The organism is Bartonella sp. PS7NMGDW, from assembly GCF_042193585.1.
Lineage (GTDB): Bacteria > Pseudomonadota > Alphaproteobacteria > Rhizobiales > Rhizobiaceae > Bartonella > Bartonella grahamii.
In genome coordinates, this window is record NZ_JBHILX010000008.1 from 23,237 (window position 1) to 44,573 (window position 21,337).

Here is a 21,337-nt window from a genome sequence, read left to right on the forward strand (position 1 = left end):
TTTCTGTCTTCAAGATTTGAAGAGCAAAATCATTCCCCCATTTTTATCTTTTTCACTTAATTTTTCATTGTATAAAGGGCCTATTGCACCATCATAAACAAAGCATAAGAAACTAAAAAAGAATATTCTCACAAGACAGATTGATTTTTTTACTTTTTATTCAAGCAAATAAGGCAATTATAGCAATGCAAAATATGAAGATTGAAAATAACGACGAGAAAGTACAAGTAAACGTAAAAAAGCTTATATCAAAGAGAACACAAGTTATAAATGAGACTTCATTCTAAACAATTTGGTTTCTTATGAGTATTGCTATAAACTTGTGGGCATACAAACAAAGAGGATCATTATGAAGATAATTGTCGCTGTCAAACGTGTTGTTGATTATAACATCAAGATACGCGTCAAACCCGATAGTACAGGTGTTGATCTGTCTCACGTAAAAATGTCTATGAATCCTTTTGATGAGATAGCCGTGGAGGAGGCTATTCGCCAGAGAGAATCCGGTAAAATTTCAGAAGTTCTTCTTGTTTCAATTGGCCCAGAAGCAGCCCAAGAAACTCTACGAACAGGACTTGCAATGGGCGCTGATCGCGCACTTCTTGTCACAACGGATCAAACACTTGAACCCTTAGCAATTGCTAAGGTTCTCAAAGCTATTGTTGATGAAGAAAAACCCGATATGGTCTTTTTAGGAAAACAAGCAATTGATGACGATAGTAATCAAACAGGACAAATGCTCGCTGCTCTTCTTGGTTGGGGACAGGCAACTTTTGCCTCACATCTTAATATAGAAAATGGGCATGCTACAGTTACTCGTGAAGTTGATAATGGAACACAAACTCTTTGTCTTCCCCTTCCCATGGTTATGACCGCCGATCTACGGCTCAATGAACCGCGTTACACCTCTCTCCCCAATATCATGAAAGCAAAAAAGAAAATCATTGAACAAAAATCTCTTGCTGATCTTGGCATCGATACGGAAGCACGCTTAACAATTTTAAGCGTTGAAGAGCCAAAACCCCGTCAACCCGGTATTAAAGTGGCGAATGTAGCAGAGCTTGTCAGTGCACTAAAACAAAAGAACTGCATTTAATATTCTCACCACTAGAGTAAAAGCAACACTCACATAAAAGGGCAAAAACTTATGGCAATTCTTTTATTGGCTGATCATAATACAGAAGAAACAGCAAAAGTGCTCACCGCTGCACGCGCACTCAGTAATGATATCGATATTCTGGTTTGCGGAGAAAAAATTCAAACGATAGCGGAAAATAGTGCTAAACTTAGTGGTGTGCGGCAAGTTCTTATTGCAAAAGCAGACTATTTAGCCCATCAACTTGCCGAGCCTATGGCAGATACAATTCTCACGTTAGCAAATGATTATGATGTGATCATGGCAGCATCCAGCAGTACTGGGAAAAATGTGATGCCGCGCGTAGCAGCTCTTCTTGATCTTATGCAAATTTCAGACATTACCGCCATTCTTTCACCCAATACCTTCAAACGACCAATTTATGCAGGCAATGCATTTGAAACTGTACGCACCAATGATTATAAAAAGATTATAACAGTTCGCACCGCTTCTTTCACCCCAACGCCTTCCCAAAATGATTCTGCTCCCATTAAAATAATAACACCAGCTCCTAATCCAAATCTTTCTTCTTTCGTAAAAGCAGAAACCAACAAAAGTGATCGTCCTGATCTTACCTCTGCACGTGTTATTATATCAGGCGGGCGTGGTCTTGGTTCTCAAGAGAAATTTATGGCCCTTCTTCTTCCTCTTGCAAACAAATTAAATGCTGCTTTAGGTGCCAGCCGCGCAGCAGTTGATGCAGGCTATGCTCCCAATGATTGGCAAATTGGACAAACAGGAAAAGTCGTTGCCCCTGAACTCTATATCGCCGTTGGCATTTCCGGTGCAATCCAGCATTTAGCCGGTATAATGGATGCACAAGTTATTGTTGCCATTAATAAAGATGAAGAAGCTCCTATAATGCAAATTGCCGATTACACCCTTGTAGGTGATCTCCACCAAATTATTCCAGAATTGGAGAAAGCTTTATAAGTTATGAATACATCTCTGCATGACCAACGTGAAAGTATGGAGTTTGATATAGTCATTGTCGGAGCGGGACCTGCAGGGCTTTCTGCCGCAATTCGTTTTAAACAAATTAATCCTGAGCTTTCTGTCACAATTGTTGAAAAAGGGACCGAAGTTGGTGCACATGTTCTCTCGGGCGCAGTTGTTGACCCCATTGGTATCGATACACTCTTACCAGAATGGAGAAATGACAACGACCATCCCTTCACAACCCCTGTCACACAGGACCAATTTTTTTTTCTAAAGCCTCAAAAAGCGACACTATTGCCCAATATTTTGCATCCCAAAATCTTATCAAATAACGGATGTTATATCGTTTCGCTTGGGAAAGTCTGCCGCTGGCTAAGCAAAAAAGCTGAAGCGTTGGGTGTTGAAATCTATCCTGGTTTTGCTGCAACAGAACCCATCATCCAAAAAGATAACGGAGCTATCATTGGTGTTCTCACCGGAGATATGGGGCTTAACAAAGATGGAACCCCTGGAAAAAATTATATGCCTGGTATGGCTTTATTGGCAAAATATACTCTGATTGCGGAAGGAGCACGCGGCTCAATTGCAAAACAACTGATACAACATTTTAATCTTAGCAAAAATCGTGAACCACAAAATTTTGGTCTTGGCCTCAAAGAACTCTGGGAAATTGATCCCCATAAACACCAACGCGGTTTAGTGCAACATTTCACGGGTTGGCCTTTGGACAATAATACCGGTGGTGGTGGCTTTCTTTATCACCAAGAAAACAATATCATTTCTGCCGGTTTTGTTGTGCACTTAGATTACAAAAATCCTTATCTTTCTCCTTTTGAAGAATTTCAACGTTTTAAAACACATCCAAAACTCTATGAAATCTTCAAAGGTGCAAAACGTCTTTCCTATGGTGCACGTGTTATCAGCGAGGGAGGTTGGCAATCTGTACCAAAACTCACCTTTCCTGGTGGAGCACTTATTGGCTGCTCTGCTGGCTTTGTCAATGTTCCTCGTATCAAAGGCTCACACAATGCCATCTTATCTGGCATATTAGCTGCCGATAAAATCGCTGCCGCTCTCGCCCAAGGGCGTGCCCATGATGAGGTCAAAGAAATCGAAGAACAGTGGCGAAAAGGTCCCATTGGCAAAGATCTTTATAAAGTGCGAAATGCCAAACCGCTTTGGGCAAAATATGGGACAAAATATGGAATTAAACTTGCCGGTTTTGATATGTGGTGGCAACAACTGTTCGGATTTTCCTTATTTAAAACACTCCCCCACAAAAAGGAAGATTATGCATATCTTGAACCAGCAGAAAAATTTCAACCCATTGCTTACCCAAAACCAGATGGCGTTGTAACCTTTGATCGCCTTTCAAGTGTTGCCCTTTCCAATACGCACCATGAAGAAAATCAACCTTGCCATTTAAAAATAGCCTCATTAAAAAAACAAAAAGACTCCGAATATGCAATCTATGGAGGACCCTCTACACGCTATTGCCCCGCCGCTGTCTACGAGTGGCTAGAGGATAATGATCATCTGACTTATATGATCAACGCTTCAAATTGCATACATTGTAAAACATGCGACATCAAAGATCCGAACCAAAATATCACTTGGATCTGTCCGCAAGGCAATGAGGGCCCCTTCTATCCCAATATGTAATTCCCCAATGTATAATCATTGTTCATTCTCCTAAAATTGAAATATACAAAACGCAATGAATAAAAATATTCTCCTCAGATCAGAAATCTATCAATCACCTTCCTGCATACACAATGTAAAAAGGACTCTATTCTTATATAAAACACTCTCCCCACCGTATGACTTTTTTCAATAGCAAAACATAACATATTTTTATCAAAAATTTTTATCTAAATGACAAAACAATAATGAATATATTCTTGAAAATTCTGCAATAAAGAAACAGCCGCGCTTCTCGAAAAGAAGGAAAATAAGTCCGCTCTACTTTGCTCCCTCTCCCACATGATCCAAAATGCTTTTAGCCCCTCATAAGAAACATCAATTGTTTTAACTAGCCAAGAACAAAAGCCATGACGATGCGTTTCAAGTTTATTTTTTCTCCTAAACTTTGCCAAGTAATGCTCACTAAAGAAAACCACAGACAAATGTAGAAAAAACGTTGCGAGATAACGAAATAAAGAGCATGCTTGTTCAAGCCCTTTCAATGGTTCTACTGATAATGACACGAAAAAAAATCTTTAACCTTACATTAACCTTTTATTTTTTCATCAAGGATAATCGCCTTGCATCTAACCTTTACCAATATACTGCAATGAATGTGTACAAACACCGTAAGAATAAGCAGATGCCAAGCCATGGAGACTATCGCTATTAGCAAAACCATCTGATAAAAAACCAAAATAGCTTTCATAACCACTCTATGACGCGTTTTATAGGGTTGTTTTTCTTATAAAGCTTGTGCTTTCGCTGTTGCTTGTCAATCAACATCCAAATTTAACACAAGTGATATATTTAAAAGAAAGATTAAGGTTAATGAAAGCTCTGCGCGCCGTTCCAGCTTTTGTAGTTAGAGAAAAAATATTGCCTATTCTATTTGAGTAATCTCTGAAACGAAAATACAGCTTCATTTAGCAAGAATATAAAATCTGAAAGGAAAAAACCTGTTTTCCTCTTTACTATCATCTGTCCATTCAGTTTTAGAACTTTCAAAAGAATCACAATATCTTTTAAAAAGAAAAGACCACGGATTATCCCCGCTTTTTACGCATTATATTTATGGGCTTGTTTTTAAGAGATAGCTCTTAATCAATATGCAAAATGATAAACTCTCCGTTATAAATCAAATCTTTAAGATAAAAATTAGCCTTAAACATTTCTAAGGTACTCATTCATACTGTTAAAGCTGTAGAGAATATGAAAAAATCAAATATTTTGCTGATAAGGGCTTATATTTGATCAATAACAATACAGTTAGCTGTTTATGTTTCAAAACAGGCTGTTTATATTTTCTCAGAAAAATAGTTTGGATATCAAGAGAATATTTGAAAGATAGGCGTTATGGAAATAATCTAAAAATCTTAGTTTTAAAAGAGCACAGCCAAGCGTGAGATGGTGGCATAGGTAAAATTGTTTTTTGGTTCTCGAAGGAAAAACTTTATAGAAAATCATGGAGCTGATAGAATATTGGTGGAATTTTTTTTACTAAAAAAGATAACGCAGATCAAAATAGATAATAATGTTAGATTAAGACGTTAAAGATGAGATTATCTTATTAGAGAGTAATCGATTATTCGAGTAAGGTAAGCCTTTATAAGGATAAAAAATGTGCTGGTAAAAATGAGCCAAAATGACTTATGAGTATGGATAAAAATCTTGTGGTGAGGGAAATTTGATGAAAAGAAAAGAGCATGTGTGAAAAAGCATATTTTATAGGTGCGCATGCTTATTCTGCACCCGTTATAGAATCAGGGCTTTATCTTGTGGCAACGCCTATCGGAAATCTTGCAGATATTACGCTTCGTGCTTTGCAAGTGCTTGCAGGAATTGATATTTTAGCCTGTGAGGATACGCGGGTAACACGTGTTTTGTTGGAACGTTACGGTATTCAAAAAAAACCTTTTCTCTATCATGAATATAATGCGCAAAAAGCGGGTCCGAAGCTCTTAGCGGCTTTAGCAGAAAACAAAACAGTAGCGCTTGTGTCAGATGCGGGAACACCACTTATTTCTGATCCTGGATTTAGATTGGTGGAAGAAGCCCGTAAAGCTGGTCATAAAATTATTCCTATTCCTGGAGCATCTGCTCTTTTAGCCGCTCTTATACCGACAGGGCTTCCTACTGATAGCTTTTTTTTTGCAGGTTTTTTGAGTGCACGCAAGCTACAGCGCAGAAAACGGTTGGAACAATTAAAAGAGATTCCAGCAACTTTGATTTTTTATGAATCACCGCATCGTCTTGTTGAAACTTTACAGGATATGGTCACTCTTTTTTCGGCTGATCGACCTGCTGCCATTTGTCGTGAATTAACAAAGAAGTTTGAAACAGTAGATGTTTCCAATTTGGGGAATTTGTTGGAAAATTATAGAAAACAAGCACATATTCGTGGGGAAATTGTTGTGCTTGTTGGGGAATCATCTTCTTCTTTAAATGTGATAAGTCATCAAGAAATTGATGAAATGCTATTAGAACGCGCACGGACACATTCTGCTGCTCAAGCAGCAGCTTTTGTTGCAAAAAAAACCGGTTTTAAAAAGCAGGAACTTTTTCAGCGATTAATCTTTTTAAAAAATGCGTAAAATGATACAAAAAAAACGCAGACAAAAGTCTTTTTATCGAGGGGTTCGTGCAGAAAAATTGGCAGCTTGGTGGTTACGTTGCAAAGGATTTCACATTGCCGAAAGACGTTTTAAAACAAAATGTGGGGAAATTGATTTAATTGCACGACGCGGAAATCTTGTGTTAATCGTTGAAGTTAAAGCACGTTCAACGTTGGCTGAAGCAATGGAAGCGGTTTCCCGAATGAATGAAAGGCGAATTGAAGCAGCTGCCGATATTTGGCTCGCACGGCAAAAAGATTATGCCCTTTTGTCTGTACGCTTTGATTTAATTGCAGTTTTACCTTGGCGTTGGCCACAGCATATCCCTGCATTTTTTACATCTGATCAATAAAAGGCAGCCCCCATTTTAACCATACTCAATAAAAAACGTTTCGTTTTTATGTGCATATGCGTTAAAAAGTGTGTAATAATTAGCGCTATAAGGAGCGAAATATGGATGATTATGAAAAGTTTGCAACAGGTTTGCTCATTGTTTTTGGAGCGTTGATTATTGGTGGTTTAATGGCAATGCATATTGTGCTTATGAATAAACCTGGTTTTTTATTTGCATTAGCCGCAGCTGTTGTTGGTTGGTTTTCTGCTTTTGCCGTTCTCTTTGACAAGCCTAAAATCTATTTGGGCTTGATTATTTTTGCTATGTTATGTGTTGCTTCTTCAATTAGCGTTTATGTTAGTTAAAACACTTGAGATGTTGATTAAGATTCCTTTTAAATTATAAAACTGAGAAATAGAAATGAGACTTGGCTTTTTGGGAACAGGTACAATCAGTGCTTCAATGGTGAATGGCCTAATGACAAGTACCTTTGATGTTTCTTCCATTATTGTTTCGCCTCGCAATGCACAAACAGCAAAGCGCCTTTCAAACACTTATGACAAAGTTATGATTGCTGAAAATAACCAAGCGTTGCTCGATGTTAGTGATTGTGTTTTTCTTTGCTTGCCCAACCAAATTGCAGAAGGCATTTTGCGCTCTCTTCGTTTTCGTCCAGAACAGCTGGTTATTTCCGTACTTGCTATGGCAAAAGCAGCAGAAATAGAAGAGTGGATTAATCATAAAGTTTATCGTGCTGTTCCATTACCTTTTGTTGCAGAATGCAAGAATTTGACACCAATCTATCCTGATCATCCCTTTTTACGCACTTTATTTGATGCATTGGGAGGCACATTGGTGCTAGATAAGGAGGAGCAGTTTAATCTTTTTATGACAGCTGGTTCACTTATGGGAGTATATTTCAATTTTATAGAAACTGCCCATCAATGGTTTATAACACAAGGGTTAAAAAAACAGCAATCCACAGAATTCCTTACCATGATGTTTGGAAACCTTACGGATGAAATGCGTAAAATTATAGCAACGGATCGTTCTATATCTCTCGATTTTGCACTGCTTGAAAAAGAGTTTTCAACAAAGGATGGAACAAATGAATTTTTGTCAAATTGCTTTTCTCAACAAGGGGGAAGGAATGCTTTAACAACAGCTCTTGAGGCTACTTTGCAAAAAATGAATGCTTCTAAAAAGACTTGACCAATATTTTTATCATCTCAATAAGAAAGAGCTAAATGTTGAAGATTTATATCACGAAAACTCACATCGAAAAATGCTTTTTACACCTGAAAAAGATATCATCTTATGAAGAGAATTGATTTTTAAAATATTTTTTACAACCTTTTACAATTTTTCTAAATTATTTTTATTTTCTGTCTTCTTCTTTTAGCCTCAAGTCCAATATTTTTTTCTGCCTCATGGCTCCAACCAATTTGTTCTCCCTTCAGGTTATTCAAACGCATGAATAATTTTTGTTTATTTAACCTAATATACTCCATTCTCACATTAAAACTTTCCCTTACAAAGAAGAAACTATTTTTATGTCTTTCATGATCGTGTTTTAATAAACTCTCTTAAAAAAACATTCAAAAGAGTTTATTTTTTATTTGATCAACAATTTTACGATACAGTTTAGTATGCTCTTCACTAGGCTTAGCAACAAAAATAGGGATCCCCTCATCTGAAGAAAATCGTAAAGCCGCATCAAGCGGTATTTCCGCTAAGAAAGGAAATTCTCGACGTTCCGCTTCTGCCCGTGCACCACCATAGCCAAAAATATCATAGCGTTTTCCTGTATCAGGAGCGATAAAATAACTCATATTCTCAATAATTCCTAAAATAGGAACATTGACTTTCATGAACATTTCTATTGCTTTACGCGCATCCACTAAAGCAAGATCTTGGGGCGTAGAGACAACCAACGCACCTGTTAACTGTACCTGTTGGACAAGCGTTAATTGTGCATCCCCTGTTCCAGGCGGCATATCAACGACTAAAACGTCCAGGGGTCCCCATAAAACATCTCGTAACAATTGCGTTACAGCTGCCATAACCATAGGACCACGCCATACTACCGGCTTTTCTTCCTCAACCAAAAATCCCATCGACATCAATTTAAGTCCGAATTTTTCAAGAGGTTGAATCTTTTTTTCTTCAATGAGCTGTGGTTTTTGATTAACAAGTCCTGTCAAACGCGGCAAAGATGGACCATAAATATCAGCATCCATCACCCCCGTCTTGAAACCAGAATCTTGTAAAGCTAAGGCGATATTTATTGCCATCGTAGATTTTCCGACCCCTCCTTTTCCAGAAGCAACAGCAATCACATGTCGCACACCTTCTATGGGCATTTTGCTCGGTAAGAGATTTGCTCTCTGTTTAGGTGCTGCCTTTGTTGTTTTTTCTGCTGTAAGTGTGACAACCACAGATTCCACTCCCTCCAAAGCACATACCATCTTTTCAGCAGAACGACGCAATGATTCCCATTCTTGCACACCTCCATCAGGAACTGTAATGGAAAAAAAAACCTTACCATCAGCAATCAATATTTCTGAAAGAAGCCCCAACGACACAATATCGCTTTCAAGATCTGGTCCTTTGATTTTACGTAATACGTTGCGGACAGCCTCACTTGTAATAGAATCCAAGTTCTTTCCTCTCTATAAAAATACCAGCAAATACAAGCATAAGAACGAAAAATACTTACAGGTTCATCACCTGATAATTTTCTACTTTACTCAGAATTATAAAGTATAAATTACTTATATCTTATCTCTTTTCTCTTTAAAAATATGAAACCATCCTTAAATAAAGAATCTCAAACATAAAATCTGCTATAAAATCCTATCAATCGTATTTTTCTACAACCACTTTAATGAATGTTCTGATAAAAATTTTGTAAAAACAAAAACTGAAAAAATTTTTTTAATATTAAAGGATACTTTAAATTGAGTATACAGTAATCAGTCACACTTTCTTTAATTCTTTAACGCCCTAGTCATTTATTTTCTGTAGACTCAATCGTTATTTCTGACACTCTTACAGTATCGTAAAAAAATATCACAGACGGTTGTAAGGTGTTTTGTATTCTTTCAAGAGCGAGAAAAACAATCTAAGATTGACTTTTTTTATATTTTTCCTTATGGGTTAACAGCCGTATGATAGGATAAAATCGTTCATCTCGCGCATAACTGCTCATAAAACGAAGATTAAGAAGGGCCGCACTCCGCGGTATTTAAATAAATGAAACGTACTTACCAACCCTCTAAACTTGTCCGTAAACGCCGCCATGGGTTTCGTGCACGCATGGCTACAGCTGGAGGACGTAAAGTTATTGCTGCAAGACGTGCTCGTGGACGTAAGCGGCTCTCTGCTTAACCATTTAAATTTTCACAACCGTTGAGGATTGCTCACCATTTCTTCGTTGTGAAACTTTTGTTATGAACCTCTAATGCCTGCTTGCAGGCATTTAGTGAAATTGCGAAATGTTCTTTTATGAAGAAAAAACATCCCTGCCGTATTCGCAAAAGAGCAGACTTTTTGGCTGTCCGTACAGGAGAAAAGCGGCGTGGTCCTTTATTTTTGCTCGAAGTTAAATCTCGTGAACAAACAACAGAAAGAAAAGATTCTCTTGTTGCACGTGTAGGCTTCACGGTTACCCGTAAAAACGGTAATGCTGTGAAACGCAATCGTATCAAAAGGCGCTTGCGTGAAGCCGTAAGAGTTGGTGTAACAAACCACATGGAAGCAGGAACAGACTATGTCATTGTAGCATATCGTGATGCGTTACATGCGCCTTTTACATCCTTAATTAGTGAATTAAATCGGCGAATAAAACCAAAAATAAAACATCAGCAACAACAACAAGGGTGTACGGATGGAATATAACCGCAATTTCTTTATCGCTATTGGCTTATCTTTCGTAGTGCTCATCGCATGGCAATTTCTTCATGTTGCTCCCAAACAAGCAAAGTTACAAAAACAACAAGTCATCACACAGCAATTGTCAAAACAACAATCAACCCTTTCTACTACCACGACGAATTTTTCTGACGATACCTCAACGCATCAAGCAACATCTATCATCGAACAGCCAATGACACCTGAAATCCGGAAAGCTGTATTGGCCAAAACAAAGCGTATTGCGATCAAAACCAATGAACTGGAAGGCTCTATTAATCTTGTTGGTGCACAATTTGATGATCTTCACCTCAAAAAATATCGTTTAACAGTCGATAAAAAATCACCGGAAATCGATTTGCTGAATCCTAAGGGTTTCAAAACGACCTACCTTGCTGAATTTGGTTTTGCAAGTGCATCTTTACCAGCAAAAGCTTTGCCACAATCGGATACACAATGGCAAATAGAGGGAAACAATACAATCCTGACTCCTTCAACACCTATCACTTTAATTTATAATAATGGACAAGGACAGATCTTCCGGCGTATTCTTTCTGTTGATGATCATTTCATGTTTACCATTGAAGATTCTATCAGCAATGAAAGTGATCAACCAATATATCTCTCATCCTATGCCCGCGTTGCTCGTGCAGCACCACCAGAACATACAAATGCAACCTATTTACTTCATGAAGGTATGATAGGTATTGCAGGAGATTCGCTCAAAACTGAAAAATATAAAACCTTAGCAGAGCTTGATCCAAATCCTGATAATGGGCAAAAGAGCATGACTTTCTCCAAAGTAACAGGAGGTTGGATTGGTATTACCGATAAATATTGGGCTGTAGCAGTTATTCCCCCGCAAAATAAAGAATATACAAGCCGTTTTATTTATTTTGATCGTTTGCAAACGCATTATCAGTCTGACTTACTAGGATCGCTTTTAACGATTGCTCCAAATGAAACAAAAACTATTACAAATCGGCTTTTTGCTGGTGCAAAACAAGTTGAAATTATTAATAACTATCAAAATGACCTAAAAATCAAAAAGTTTGCTCTTTTAATTGATTGGGGCTGGTTTGATTTCATCACCAAACCAATGTTTTCTCTCATTGATGTCCTTTATAAACAAACAGGAAATTTTGGTATCGCCATCCTTCTTGTCACGGTGCTCTTAAAAACTCTTCTTTTTCCTCTAGCCAATAAATCTTATAAATCTATGGCACGCATGAAGCTTTTACAACCGCGGTTGCTAGAAATAAAAGAAAAATATCCCGATGATAGAACCAAGCAACAACAAGCAATAATAGAACTATATAAAACCGAAAAAATTAATCCCCTTGCTGGTTGTTGGCCAATGTTGGTTCAATTCCCAATATTCTTTGCTCTTTATAAAGTTCTCTATATCACCATTGAAATGCGCCATGCCCCTTTCTTTGGCTGGATTGAAGATTTAGCGGCACCCGATCCAACTTCTCTTTTTAACTTGTTTGGTCTCTTACCGTATACAACTCCAACATTCCTTATGATTGGTGCATGGCCTTTGATTATGGGAATAACGATGTTTTTACAAATGCGTATGAATCCCGCTCCTCAAGACCAAACGCAAGCGATGATATTCACATGGATGCCTGTTGTCTTTACTTTTATGCTCGCCTCTTTTCCTGTTGGTCTCGTTATCTATTGGGCATGGAACAATATATTATCAATCATTCAGCAAGGTATCATGATGAAGCGCCAAGGAGTTAAAATTGAGCTTTTCGATAATCTGAAAACCATGTGGAGAAAATCACCCAAAAAAGAAGTGCATGAATGACAAGAGATTCTTCCCTTTCTGGAATTTTTTCTCGCAATTGGATTTTTATTCGTGGTGTACCAGCAATACGCTTTCTCCCCCCTGAAGGACCACCAGAAATTGCATTTGCAGGACGTTCCAATGTTGGAAAATCATCTTTAATAAACGCACTCGTCCAACAAAAAAGCTTAGCACGCACCTCAAATACACCAGGACGGACTCAAGAGCTTAATTATTTTGTCCCCGATGGCTTCAGTGGACAGCTGGGAGATCTTCCCCCTCTAGCATTAGTAGATATGCCTGGTTATGGTTTCGCTGCTGCTCCTAAAAATCTGGTCGATGCGTGGACAAATTTGATTTTTAGCTATTTACGGGGGCGCACAACATTAAAACGTGTATATATCTTAATTGATTCACGACACGGAATCAAAAACAATGATGAAGATGTTCTTGCTCTCCTTGATAAAGCAGCCGTTTCTTATCAAATTGTTTTGACAAAAAGCGATAAAATCAAATCAAATGCCTTGGAAAAATTAATTATGAGCACACAAACAAAGCTTCTCAAACGTCCGGCAGCTTATCCTGAGCTTCTTGTAACCTCTTCAGAAAAAGCTCTCGGTTTAGAAGAATTACGTGCTGCCATTTTGCAAACCATCGCATAAAAGAACAATTGCTATTATTAACAATTTATTAATTATAATTACTAGCAGCTGCTAATGATCTTGTACTTCTAGTCAAGCATCTTTATAAAAATGATTACTTGAAAGAATTCTCATCAACTCTATTTGATAGTGTAAATTATGCTGACACTTTTTCACTCTCCCCTATCCGCTGCCTCGCGCTTCATACGCCTCATTCTTGGGGAATATGGTGTAACCACTCAACTGATTGAAGAATATGAATGGGCAAGAAGACACGAATTTCTAGCCCTCAATCCCGCTGGTCATGTTCCTGTTTTTCTCGATGAACACGAGGTTCCATTATCAGGTCCTCTTGTTATCTGCGAATATTTAGACGAAACACATGGAAGTTTACGACAAGACAATAAGCTCTTTCCGGAAAATCCTTTAGATCGTGCGGAAGTACGCCGTCTCAATGACTGGTTCTTAAATAAATTCGAAAATGAAGCAACGCGCCATATCGTACGAGAACGAATCCATAAACGTGAAATGCCACTTGCCATTGGTGGTGGTGCTCCTAATTCACAAATTTTACGCAATGCACGTGCCAATATTTTACCACATATGAACTATCTCAACTGGCTCTGTGCCTCTCGCGATAGCTTAGTCGGTTCTGCCTTGTCCTATGCAGACCTAGCAGCAGCAGCCTCTATTTCTGTACTTGACTTTCTAGGGGAAATTGACTGGGAACAATCTCCTGCTGCCAAAGACTGGTATATGAGAATTAAATCACGCCCTTCTTTTCGTTCTCTTTTAACAGATCGCGTCCGCGGAATTGTTGCAAGTGCTCACTATGCAGATCTTGATTTCTAGCCTTCTTCCACAAAAAAAGTAAAAACGATATTTTATCTAAAGGATATTTATAGGCTTATGAATTTTTATGCATGCGTATAAACAATACGGTAATACATTGATTTAGAATCATATTAAACAGAGAATAAGCCCCCCATAATATTTTCTTATTTCATCCCCCCTTATAATGCATGAAAAAAATCACTTTCTTGACGTATCACAAAAAAGATTAGCATAGGAATAAAAATTATTTAAGAAAAGACTTTAAAGAATCTCTTTAAATATAAGAGCTGTAGCATCACTGGAAGCTAGGCAAATAAAATAACAATACTTAACACATGTTATCCTCCATTCTCCTCAATATATGAAAAAACGCACTACATAACATATATACTATTTTCTCTATAACAAACAAAGCCTCATCATGCGTTTTTACAACATAACAATTTTTTCAACTGACTTTCCTAAAAGATAAAGAATCCGACCAATTCTCATGTATAAACAATTCAACTTCTTGTTGGTCCCTTATTTCTACCCCCTTTTACGTGATTTTATTAATGGATAACATATTGATATAAAATGATTAAATAATCGTTTTTTTAACTTGAATCATCAATTCCAAATACCTTTTTCTCATTACCTTCATCAAATTTGAAACAATCAATATCGCTTGCTTAAGCATCACACATGGAATTGGTGTGTGAAAAAATATTAAAGAAAAGCATAAATTGACAACATAGGTGTATTTGTTTGGGAGATCTTGTTTTGCATAAAGAACGCCCCCCTTAAAGAACGAAAGAAACAAAAACGTGAAGTAATACACAATCTTCATTAGGTTTCATAAGCAAACCTTATTTAGGAATATTCATGACACACTCTAACGAAAAACATCTCTAATTTAAATTTGTAAATCTTATATCACTTGCTCTAAACAACAGTGTTTTACAGCACAAGAAGATAAATTAAAGCAGGAAAAATTTTTTCCTATAAAGAAAAAGAACCATTGGAAAGAAGGCAAGAATTTGCCTATACTGCACAGTGAAGTATTATAAGGAGATAAGAATGCGCCTTACAGTTGTTGGTGCAAATGGGAGAATGGGACGTGAACTCATTACAGCAATCCAACAGAGGAAAGATGTAGAGCTTTGTGCTGTTCTTGTACGCAAAGGCTCACCGTTTGTAGGAAAAGATGCCAGTGCCTTAATTGGTTCAGATTCTCTTGGGATTGGCATTACTGACGATCCTGAAAATGCCTTTTCTAACACAGAAGGTATTTTAGATTTTTCTCAACCAGAAGCCAGTATTCTTTATGCTAACTACGCTGCTCAAAAAAAACTTGTCCATATTATTGGCACCACAGGATTTAGCAAAACAGAAGAAGAAAAAATTGCAGATTTTGCGAAATATACAACAATTGTCAAATCCGGAAATATGAGCCTTGGAATAAATCTTTTGGCCAACCTTGTAAAGAAAGCCGCTAAAGCATTAGAAGCCAATGATTTTGATATCGAAGTTTATGAAATGCATCACGCGAACAAAGTTGACGCCCCTTCTGGAACAGCCCTTCTTCTTGGCCAAGCAGCAGCTGAAGGGCGCAATGTTACGCTTAAAAATGTGCGTGTCAACGAACGCAATGGTTATATAGGTAAACGCGAAAAAGGCTCCATTGGCTTTTCTTGTTCACGTGGTGGAACAGTTGTTGGAGAACACAGTGTCATTTTTGCCGGTTCCCATGAGCGCATTGTTCTTTCACATACAGCGCAAGAACGCTCTATCTTTGCCAATGGCGCATTAAAAGCAGCTTTGTGGGCAAAAAATCATGAAAACGGTCTTTATTCAATGCTCGATGTTTTGGGATTGAACGATGAATTTTAAACAATCAATAGAATAGAGGCAATTCATAATGGAACGCATACTTGTACTAATTCGTCATGGACAAAGTGAATGGAATCTCAAAAACCTTTTTACCGGTTGGAAAGATCCCGATTTAACAGAAAAAGGTCATGCAGAAGCGATAGAAGCAGGAAAAAAACTGAAAGAATATGGTTTGAAGTTTGATATCGCTTATACATCTGCCTTACAGCGTGCTCAAAAAACGGCTCAGCACATTTTAGAGCAAATGGGACAATCAGATTTAGAAGTGATAAAAAATCCCGCATTAAATGAACGTAATTATGGTGATCTTTCTGGTTTAAATAAAGATGAAGTACGCCAACAATGGGGACAAGAGCAAGTGCAAATGTGGCGCCGCTCTTATACGATTGCGCCCCCGAATGGAGAAAGCCTACGCGACACCGGTGCGCGCATCTGGCCTTATTATCTTTACCACATCCAGCCTCATATTTTGCGCTCCCAAACTGTTTTGATCGCAGCGCATGGAAACTCTCTTCGTGCTCTTATTATGGCGCTTGAAGGCCTCTCCGGTGAGGAAATTATATCTCAAGAATTAGCAACCGGCATTCCTATTATTTATACATTTAGTCCGGATTCAACAATTTTATCGAAGACAGTCCTCGCACCTTAAACTTCTAAAATCATGATCTCCCAAAAAATCAATTCAATCGTTTTAAGCTAAAAAAATAAATTCTATAATTTCATTGACAGAATTGCTTCATACGCTTAGATCAATTTTATGAGCCCAGATGGCGGAATTGGTAGACGCGCAGGTTTCAGGTACCTGTGCCGCAAGGCGTGGAGGTTCGAGTCCTCTTTTGGGCACCATTTTATTTATTAAACATATTGAAATATATAGATTTTTTCTTTAAATAGCCATTTTCAGACCAGCTTTTAGACCACCTTATACGGTTTATACAACTTTACCTAATTTACTCCTATTTTCTCCTTATTTTTCTTTGGAGTGACGGTTAAGATCTCTTTCTTTCTCCACCTCACTGCTCTACCTAGCTTATATAGTTCTGGAAATACCCCTTTGAAATACCCAATTACAAATTGTGGTTGTGGATACACTAAAAAGCTTTGCACATTCACGGGTTGTTACATATCTATCTCCATCATCAAGTATCATCTCATTGCCTTTCTCTTTTTTATATTAATTAAATGGGCGGGGGTGTTGGGGGAAGCACCCCCATAGGTTTAAGCGGCTTTTGTCAAAATCTTGTGCATCTCTTGTTCTATTTCCGCTAAGAAGGTTTCAACAGTTTTATTAATCTCTTCAATGTGTTTCTCATCATGGAGGATGCGTTTGATTTTCATTCTCAAACCAGTAGATTTACCTACAAAGTTTGGATTATAGTCCATGAAATCACACCATTTGCGTCCGGTGCATGCCATTTGGAATTGCATCTGTACGTGATATTCTGGCTTGATTTCGTCATATACAAAAAAACGAAGATGAGTCGTTGATTGTGAACATTTGACTTCAATTAAACCGTCCTCTCCAATGAACCCATCAGGACTTGCATCAACTATTTCTATTGTAGGATGTTGGATGAATCCACATTCTATTATATCGACATTATAAATGAATGCATATTCTTTCAAGGTATCATCCTCATGTTCAATGCCCCATTGCATAGCAGGTGTTGTATGAGATTGGCTTATTTCTCCTGTTAAGCGCTCTTATTATGAGTTTCATTTTGTAATCTTCACATTTGCTTTTCAGAAAACATTTTGCTGCCTTACTGAGTACGCTGTAGACATTAGATGCGGTGACTTTACCCAAGCGTGCTTGAAACTATTCTGCTGTTCGTTGCTCCATCTCACACCGCCGTTTGTTGCTCTTGTTGTGCTTTATTCATTTGCGAGAGCATTGCTTTTTTTCAAAGAAAACAAAGCGGTTTGTGCTTGTTTATAAGACATATCTGTGAAGTTTTTTACTCCTATGAAAGAGAGAAGCTTACTTTCATCCGATCTTGTCTGTTCTATTAATTCTCTGATCTCATTCATTTGTTCAAGAGAGACACCTGAAAGAAGCATTGTTCCATCGTGCGTAGGTGAGAGTAGAACCAACCGCTTGGATGTTATTTTTGCTCCCTGTAGCATCAAAAGGAAATATTCCTTTTATTGAGTGTCAATCAAAAACATCTAAACACAAGGAGTTATTTATGAACAATCTTATAGAAATTAGAGAACAGGTTATTAATCCGGAAGCTGTTCAAACAGTAAACGCACGCGAGTTGCACACATTTTTTGGAATAGGAAAACGTTTTTCTAATTGGATTACAGATCGTATTAATCAGTATAAATTTGAAGAAGGAAAAGATTTCATAAAAACACAAGATTTGCGGTTCCCAAAATTGGGAAGCGTAAAATCTAGGGCTGTTACAGCAATTAATTATCACCTTAGATTAGATATAGCAAAAGAGTTCTCAATGGTTAAACGCAATAAGAAAGGACGTCAAACATGTCGCTATTTTATTGAATGCGAAAAAAGTTGAAAAGCCAATCTGTTGATTATGAATTATTTTCTTATGAGTGTTTAAAAAAACCTGCCGGTGTTGAAGAGATCTTAGGATTGATGATAAAACGTTTGTTAGATGCAAATGGACTCGAAAAAGAACTTGAACATTATAAAGCTCTCATTAAAGAAGTAAAACAGGTCTTAAAAAGATCTTTCATGAAAGCTGCATAAGTAAAAAACAGAAATCCCCTCCTCTTTCTTAAAAATGAGGAGGTGGTTGGTTTAGATACCACTTGCTTTTTTAAAACTTCCCCATACGCACGCGCCAGTCTCTCCCCGGTTTCTTACAAAGAGGCAATAACGTTTTGGTAAAGAAATAAAGTAACCGCCTATTTGGGAGATTCAACTGGTAGACGCCCATATTTGCGGCGTTCTTGTGCTACATATAAAAAAAGAAGCACGTAAAACTTCTTTAGCTGGCTTTAGGCCTACAAGTTCTTCATCTGTTAGTGGTGGGGAATCCACAGCGTCCCAATCTTCTTTTGTGTAGCCACATCCTGTTCCAAAGGTTTTTTTAGTCATTGAAAACCTCTCTTTCTTATTCTCTTGAGGAAAATTGATAATGGACACCGCTTCATTGCCAAGCTTTGCAAAAACAACAACTACGATGCCATCAGAAAAATGTCCAATAGCCCTCATGCGATTTGAATTTGTGCATCAATAAGAGCATGTTCCCAGTCAAAGTAAATAACATCAGCAAAATCAAGCTTATGTTTATCAATGTTTAAAGCTCTTTATTGGTCCATCCTACACTATCTTCATATACTTTTATGTACACGAAAAATATCACACCATCAATAAAATTAAAGTGTACAATAATTCAGACAAATCATTCAAAATAGAGAAACTATGAATAAAAAAAACGGCATAGCATATCGGTTCGTGCGTTTGTGAAAAAGATGCGTGTCTCTCCTAATACGGTTTTTCACGATTTAAAACAGGAAAATTTGATGAGGCTCTTTTTGAAGATGGTTCTATCAATGAAGCTCTTGCAATCGCCATATGGAATGAGAATCCAACAAAGCGCCCTGCTTCACTTTTAGCGCCTGATGGACAACCACAGACAAAGATAAAACAAGCCTCCACAGATGGAGCCAATGAATACAAAATAGACACTGGAGCAGATGCAAGTTCCGCTTGAAAGCGAAAAAATTGCACTTGAACGACTACGCGAAACAACCGTCGACCGTGAAGAAGTAAAGAGAGCAGCCCGTGAGTTTGGAAGAGCGCACCGTAATGCCATGTTGAATTTTCTTCATCTTCTAATTGTTTAGATAGAAAAACTATCTTTAAGTTTACTTTTTTAACGCTATAACGATATTATCATGTGATAACCGCAATAATACAAAAAACGAATCATTCCTTCTTTGCAAATAAATATTTTAACTATACCTTGTGAACCAAAGAATTTTTATTCTTAACAATTAAGAATTTAAATAATTCTTTCTTATCTCCTCATCATCACTCAAAATCAAAGACCCTTTCTTCACTATAAAATAGCATTTACAATGCATACCATTTAAAAAATAAAGGCCCTATCAAAGAGATAGAACCTTTTAAATTTAAGCTCCTTTATCCTACAAAACTAGAATTTGTAAGCTATTCCTGCGCGAAAATCATTCGTCTTATACTTAACTTCAATCTCGTCTTTAAATTTCTTTTTACCAAAATCTGAGTAACGATACTCCGCACGCACAACAAGATGATCTGTCATTGCAAAATCAACACCACCACCGAGAGTATAACCAATCATTGTTTTTGTTACATCTGATGTCCTATTAAAAGGCTCATCTCCCGTAATTATTGTCGACAAAATATCTTGAAACTGTCCATAAGCGACACCACCAGCAATATAAGGCATCACACGCCCCGCAGAAAACCCAACACGCACCCGTGTAGCACCTGTCCATTTTTGTTTTAACGTATGATTAAAAGTTAAACTGTTTTTCTCTTCTTTACCCTCTGCAACAGAGCGAGAAAAGCCTCTACCCTGGCCCTTGACAAGTTTTGCCCTTTTTTGTTTCGCCCTTTTTTGACTTTTTTCTACTGTCCCTACTCCCTCAGAATCAGAAGCCGATTCTTCAGTACCCGCTCCTTCAGTACCCGCTCCTTCAGTGCCCGCTCCTTCAGTGCCCGTTCCACCAGCACTCGATTCATCAGCATGAAATCTTGTTTTTGTATCCTTTTTTTCCGTTAAAAGCATATCCGTATCAATCCCCACAATAAAATTATTACCGAGATCAAAATTAACACCTGCATAAAAACCACCTATAAATCCAGAAAGCTCAGGCATATACTGTTTCTCGACAGGTATCCATGGTTTACTTTTACTCTCCTCATCAGGATAGAGAGGAATATCAACATCACGCGTCATTGCAGAAGTCTTACCTGAAAAGCCACCCACTTGCCCCCCGAAATAAATACCTGCCCAAGAAAAAGGTGAAGAAGCAACAACTTCTGAGGCAACGTGTACTGGCTCCTCATGAGCCACCACATCTGCAGCCTGTACTATAGAAGATGAAATCAAAGAAAAAAAAGATGCTGTTATAAATTTTGTATTCATAAAATTATACCCCATTGCTAAATTTAAATATAATCAAAAATCACATTTAGAAAAACAAAGTTTTATAAAATCTTATGCCGAAAAATCGCATGTACTCCTTTATAGTTACATTTAAATCTATCACTAGATTAATATATAATTACATCAAAATTTAATATTATCAAATAAATTTTAAAATATTAGAATAATGAATACTTCAAATAATAAATATTTAATAAAAATACCTATTATATTTTTTAAATGATAAAAATATAAAGCATTTTGTATCAAAACAAACGCAAAAAATAACAAAATAGTATATTTTATAAATTTTTTTATGAGAAAAATTCTAAAAATGATGTAACTATTTTTAAAAAATCGATATTCATTAAAAATATTATAAATACCTCAATATTTTTATATCCAAAATGCATACTTTAGATTCTATATAGTATAAAAAATATACCTATTTTATACTACAATCATACCT

General features: G+C 37.2%; 17 protein-coding genes, 1 tRNA gene and 6 pseudogenes. 17 read left to right on the top strand and 7 right to left on the bottom strand.

The genetic code is table 11. The features are described from left to right. The first annotated feature begins 349 nt into the window (after positions 1–349). The 7 genes from ACFIKJ_RS05740 to ACFIKJ_RS05770 all read left to right on the top strand — a co-directional run bounded on the left by ACFIKJ_RS05740 (position 350) and on the right by ACFIKJ_RS05770 (position 7,918). Positions 350–1,096, top strand: coding sequence for an electron transfer flavoprotein subunit beta/FixA family protein (locus ACFIKJ_RS05740; RefSeq protein WP_375627246.1), 747 nt, complete (start codon positions 350–352; stop codon positions 1,094–1,096). Between the two features lie 51 nt (positions 1,097–1,147). Then, positions 1,148–2,068 (top strand): electron transfer flavoprotein subunit alpha/FixB family protein, encoded by a 921-nt coding sequence (locus tag ACFIKJ_RS05745; protein ID WP_375651884.1) that lies wholly within the window; start codon positions 1,148–1,150, stop codon positions 2,066–2,068. Positions 2,069–2,071: 3 nt separating this feature from the next. Beyond that, on the top strand, positions 2,072–3,736 hold the full coding sequence (locus ACFIKJ_RS05750; protein ID WP_375670339.1) for a 4Fe-4S dicluster domain-containing protein: 1,665 nt from the start codon (positions 2,072–2,074) through the stop codon (positions 3,734–3,736). Between the two features lie 1,727 nt (positions 3,737–5,463). Beyond that, positions 5,464–6,351, top strand: coding sequence for a 16S rRNA (cytidine(1402)-2'-O)-methyltransferase (gene rsmI / locus ACFIKJ_RS05755; protein ID WP_375670340.1), 888 nt, complete (start codon positions 5,464–5,466; stop codon positions 6,349–6,351). Positions 6,352–6,355: 4 nt separating this feature from the next. Next, positions 6,356–6,724, top strand: a complete 369-nt coding sequence (locus tag ACFIKJ_RS05760; RefSeq protein WP_375670351.1) for a YraN family protein — start codon at positions 6,356–6,358, stop codon at positions 6,722–6,724. Positions 6,725–6,825: 101 nt separating this feature from the next. Further along, on the top strand, positions 6,826–7,071 hold the full coding sequence (locus ACFIKJ_RS05765; protein WP_330168884.1) for a hypothetical protein: 246 nt from the start codon (positions 6,826–6,828) through the stop codon (positions 7,069–7,071). 55 nt (positions 7,072–7,126) lie between these two features. Further along, positions 7,127–7,918, top strand: coding sequence for a pyrroline-5-carboxylate reductase (locus ACFIKJ_RS05770; protein ID WP_375670341.1), 792 nt, complete (start codon positions 7,127–7,129; stop codon positions 7,916–7,918). A gap of 386 nt (positions 7,919–8,304) precedes the next feature. Here ACFIKJ_RS05770 and ACFIKJ_RS05775 read toward each other — a convergent pair whose 3' ends face one another. Then, complete coding sequence (locus ACFIKJ_RS05775) at positions 8,305–9,366, bottom strand: Mrp/NBP35 family ATP-binding protein (RefSeq protein WP_375670342.1); 1,062 nt, start codon at positions 9,364–9,366, stop codon at positions 8,305–8,307. 595 nt (positions 9,367–9,961) lie between these two features. Here ACFIKJ_RS05775 and rpmH point away from each other — a divergent pair. From rpmH to ACFIKJ_RS05815, 8 genes are all read left to right on the top strand, one after another. After that, positions 9,962–10,096 (top strand): 50S ribosomal protein L34, encoded by a 135-nt coding sequence (gene rpmH / locus ACFIKJ_RS05780; protein WP_005864709.1) that lies wholly within the window; start codon positions 9,962–9,964, stop codon positions 10,094–10,096. Between the two features lie 117 nt (positions 10,097–10,213). Beyond that, positions 10,214–10,606, top strand: a complete 393-nt coding sequence (gene rnpA / locus ACFIKJ_RS05785) for a ribonuclease P protein component (protein ID WP_015856278.1) — start codon at positions 10,214–10,216, stop codon at positions 10,604–10,606. After that, positions 10,596–12,434, top strand: coding sequence for a membrane protein insertase YidC (yidC, locus tag ACFIKJ_RS05790; RefSeq protein WP_375648613.1), 1,839 nt, complete (start codon positions 10,596–10,598; stop codon positions 12,432–12,434). The genes rnpA and yidC overlap by 11 nt, the downstream gene beginning before the upstream one ends. After that, positions 12,431–13,075, top strand: coding sequence for a ribosome biogenesis GTP-binding protein YihA/YsxC (gene yihA, locus ACFIKJ_RS05795; protein WP_273788101.1), 645 nt, complete (start codon positions 12,431–12,433; stop codon positions 13,073–13,075). Before yidC ends, yihA begins: the two co-directional genes overlap by 4 nt. A gap of 138 nt (positions 13,076–13,213) precedes the next feature. After that, positions 13,214–13,906, top strand: a complete 693-nt coding sequence (locus ACFIKJ_RS05800) for a glutathione S-transferase family protein (RefSeq protein WP_208439566.1) — start codon at positions 13,214–13,216, stop codon at positions 13,904–13,906. 1,041 nt (positions 13,907–14,947) lie between these two features. Then, positions 14,948–15,760: a 4-hydroxy-tetrahydrodipicolinate reductase gene (dapB, locus tag ACFIKJ_RS05805; RefSeq protein WP_375670343.1), complete on the top strand. Its 813-nt coding sequence runs from the start codon at positions 14,948–14,950 to the stop codon at positions 15,758–15,760. Positions 15,761–15,788: 28 nt separating this feature from the next. Beyond that, positions 15,789–16,409, top strand: coding sequence for a 2,3-bisphosphoglycerate-dependent phosphoglycerate mutase (locus tag ACFIKJ_RS05810; protein ID WP_375627231.1), 621 nt, complete (start codon positions 15,789–15,791; stop codon positions 16,407–16,409). Positions 16,410–16,521: 112 nt separating this feature from the next. Then, a tRNA-Leu gene (locus tag ACFIKJ_RS05815) sits at positions 16,522–16,606 on the top strand. Between the two features lie 99 nt (positions 16,607–16,705). Here ACFIKJ_RS05815 and ACFIKJ_RS05820 read toward each other — a convergent pair. The 3 genes and pseudogenes from ACFIKJ_RS05820 to ACFIKJ_RS05830 form a co-directional block, all read right to left on the bottom strand. Then, positions 16,706–16,910: pseudogene (locus ACFIKJ_RS05820) on the bottom strand (helix-turn-helix transcriptional regulator). Between the two features lie 68 nt (positions 16,911–16,978). Then, positions 16,979–17,567: pseudogene (locus ACFIKJ_RS05825) on the bottom strand (lambda exonuclease family protein). Positions 17,568–17,635: 68 nt separating this feature from the next. Further along, positions 17,636–17,890 carry a hypothetical protein gene (locus ACFIKJ_RS05830; RefSeq protein WP_375626205.1) on the bottom strand — a complete coding sequence of 85 codons (255 nt, stop codon included), beginning with the start codon at positions 17,888–17,890 and terminating at the stop codon, positions 17,636–17,638. 59 nt (positions 17,891–17,949) lie between these two features. Here ACFIKJ_RS05830 and ACFIKJ_RS05835 point away from each other — a divergent pair. Beyond that, a pseudogene (locus tag ACFIKJ_RS05835) lies at positions 17,950–18,476 on the top strand (antA/AntB antirepressor family protein). A 51-nt stretch (positions 18,477–18,527) separates the two neighbouring features. Here ACFIKJ_RS05835 and ACFIKJ_RS05840 read toward each other — a convergent pair. Further along, positions 18,528–18,827, bottom strand: a pseudogene (locus tag ACFIKJ_RS05840) (BrnA antitoxin family protein). 6 nt (positions 18,828–18,833) lie between these two features. Then, positions 18,834–19,027, bottom strand: a pseudogene (locus ACFIKJ_RS05845) (hypothetical protein); the annotation flags it as partial. A gap of 177 nt (positions 19,028–19,204) precedes the next feature. On the opposite strand from ACFIKJ_RS05845, the pseudogene ACFIKJ_RS05850 reads away from it, so the two are divergent. Further along, positions 19,205–19,564: pseudogene (locus ACFIKJ_RS05850) on the top strand (hypothetical protein); the annotation flags it as partial. Positions 19,565–19,890: 326 nt separating this feature from the next. On the opposite strand, the gene ACFIKJ_RS05855 reads toward ACFIKJ_RS05850, so the two are convergent. Beyond that, positions 19,891–20,868, bottom strand: coding sequence for an outer membrane protein (locus tag ACFIKJ_RS05855; RefSeq protein WP_375653856.1), 978 nt, complete (start codon positions 20,866–20,868; stop codon positions 19,891–19,893). Positions 20,869–21,337: the final 469 nt, after the last annotated feature.

Bases quoted from the DNA above. Each gene is read 5' to 3' on its own strand.
- ACFIKJ_RS05800 (WP_208439566.1), top strand. From the start codon at position 13,214: ATGCTGACACTTTTTCACTCTCCCCTATCCGCTGCCTCGCGCTTCATA.
- rsmI (WP_375670340.1), top strand. From the start codon at position 5,464: ATGTGTGAAAAAGCATATTTTATAGGTGCGCATGCTTATTCTGCACCC.
- ACFIKJ_RS05770 (WP_375670341.1), top strand. From the start codon at position 7,127: ATGAGACTTGGCTTTTTGGGAACAGGTACAATCAGTGCTTCAATGGTG.
- yihA (WP_273788101.1), top strand. From the start codon at position 12,431: ATGACAAGAGATTCTTCCCTTTCTGGAATTTTTTCTCGCAATTGGATT.
- ACFIKJ_RS05855 (WP_375653856.1), bottom strand. From the start codon at position 20,868: ATGAATACAAAATTTATAACAGCATCTTTTTTTTCTTTGATTTCATCT.
- ACFIKJ_RS05765 (WP_330168884.1), top strand. From the start codon at position 6,826: ATGGATGATTATGAAAAGTTTGCAACAGGTTTGCTCATTGTTTTTGGA.
- ACFIKJ_RS05810 (WP_375627231.1), top strand. From the start codon at position 15,789: ATGGAACGCATACTTGTACTAATTCGTCATGGACAAAGTGAATGGAAT.
- dapB (WP_375670343.1), top strand. From the start codon at position 14,948: ATGCGCCTTACAGTTGTTGGTGCAAATGGGAGAATGGGACGTGAACTC.
- rnpA (WP_015856278.1), top strand. From the start codon at position 10,214: ATGAAGAAAAAACATCCCTGCCGTATTCGCAAAAGAGCAGACTTTTTG.
- yidC (WP_375648613.1), top strand. From the start codon at position 10,596: ATGGAATATAACCGCAATTTCTTTATCGCTATTGGCTTATCTTTCGTA.
- ACFIKJ_RS05750 (WP_375670339.1), top strand. From the start codon at position 2,072: ATGAATACATCTCTGCATGACCAACGTGAAAGTATGGAGTTTGATATA.
- ACFIKJ_RS05740 (WP_375627246.1), top strand. From the start codon at position 350: ATGAAGATAATTGTCGCTGTCAAACGTGTTGTTGATTATAACATCAAG.
- rpmH (WP_005864709.1), top strand. From the start codon at position 9,962: ATGAAACGTACTTACCAACCCTCTAAACTTGTCCGTAAACGCCGCCAT.
- ACFIKJ_RS05745 (WP_375651884.1), top strand. From the start codon at position 1,148: ATGGCAATTCTTTTATTGGCTGATCATAATACAGAAGAAACAGCAAAA.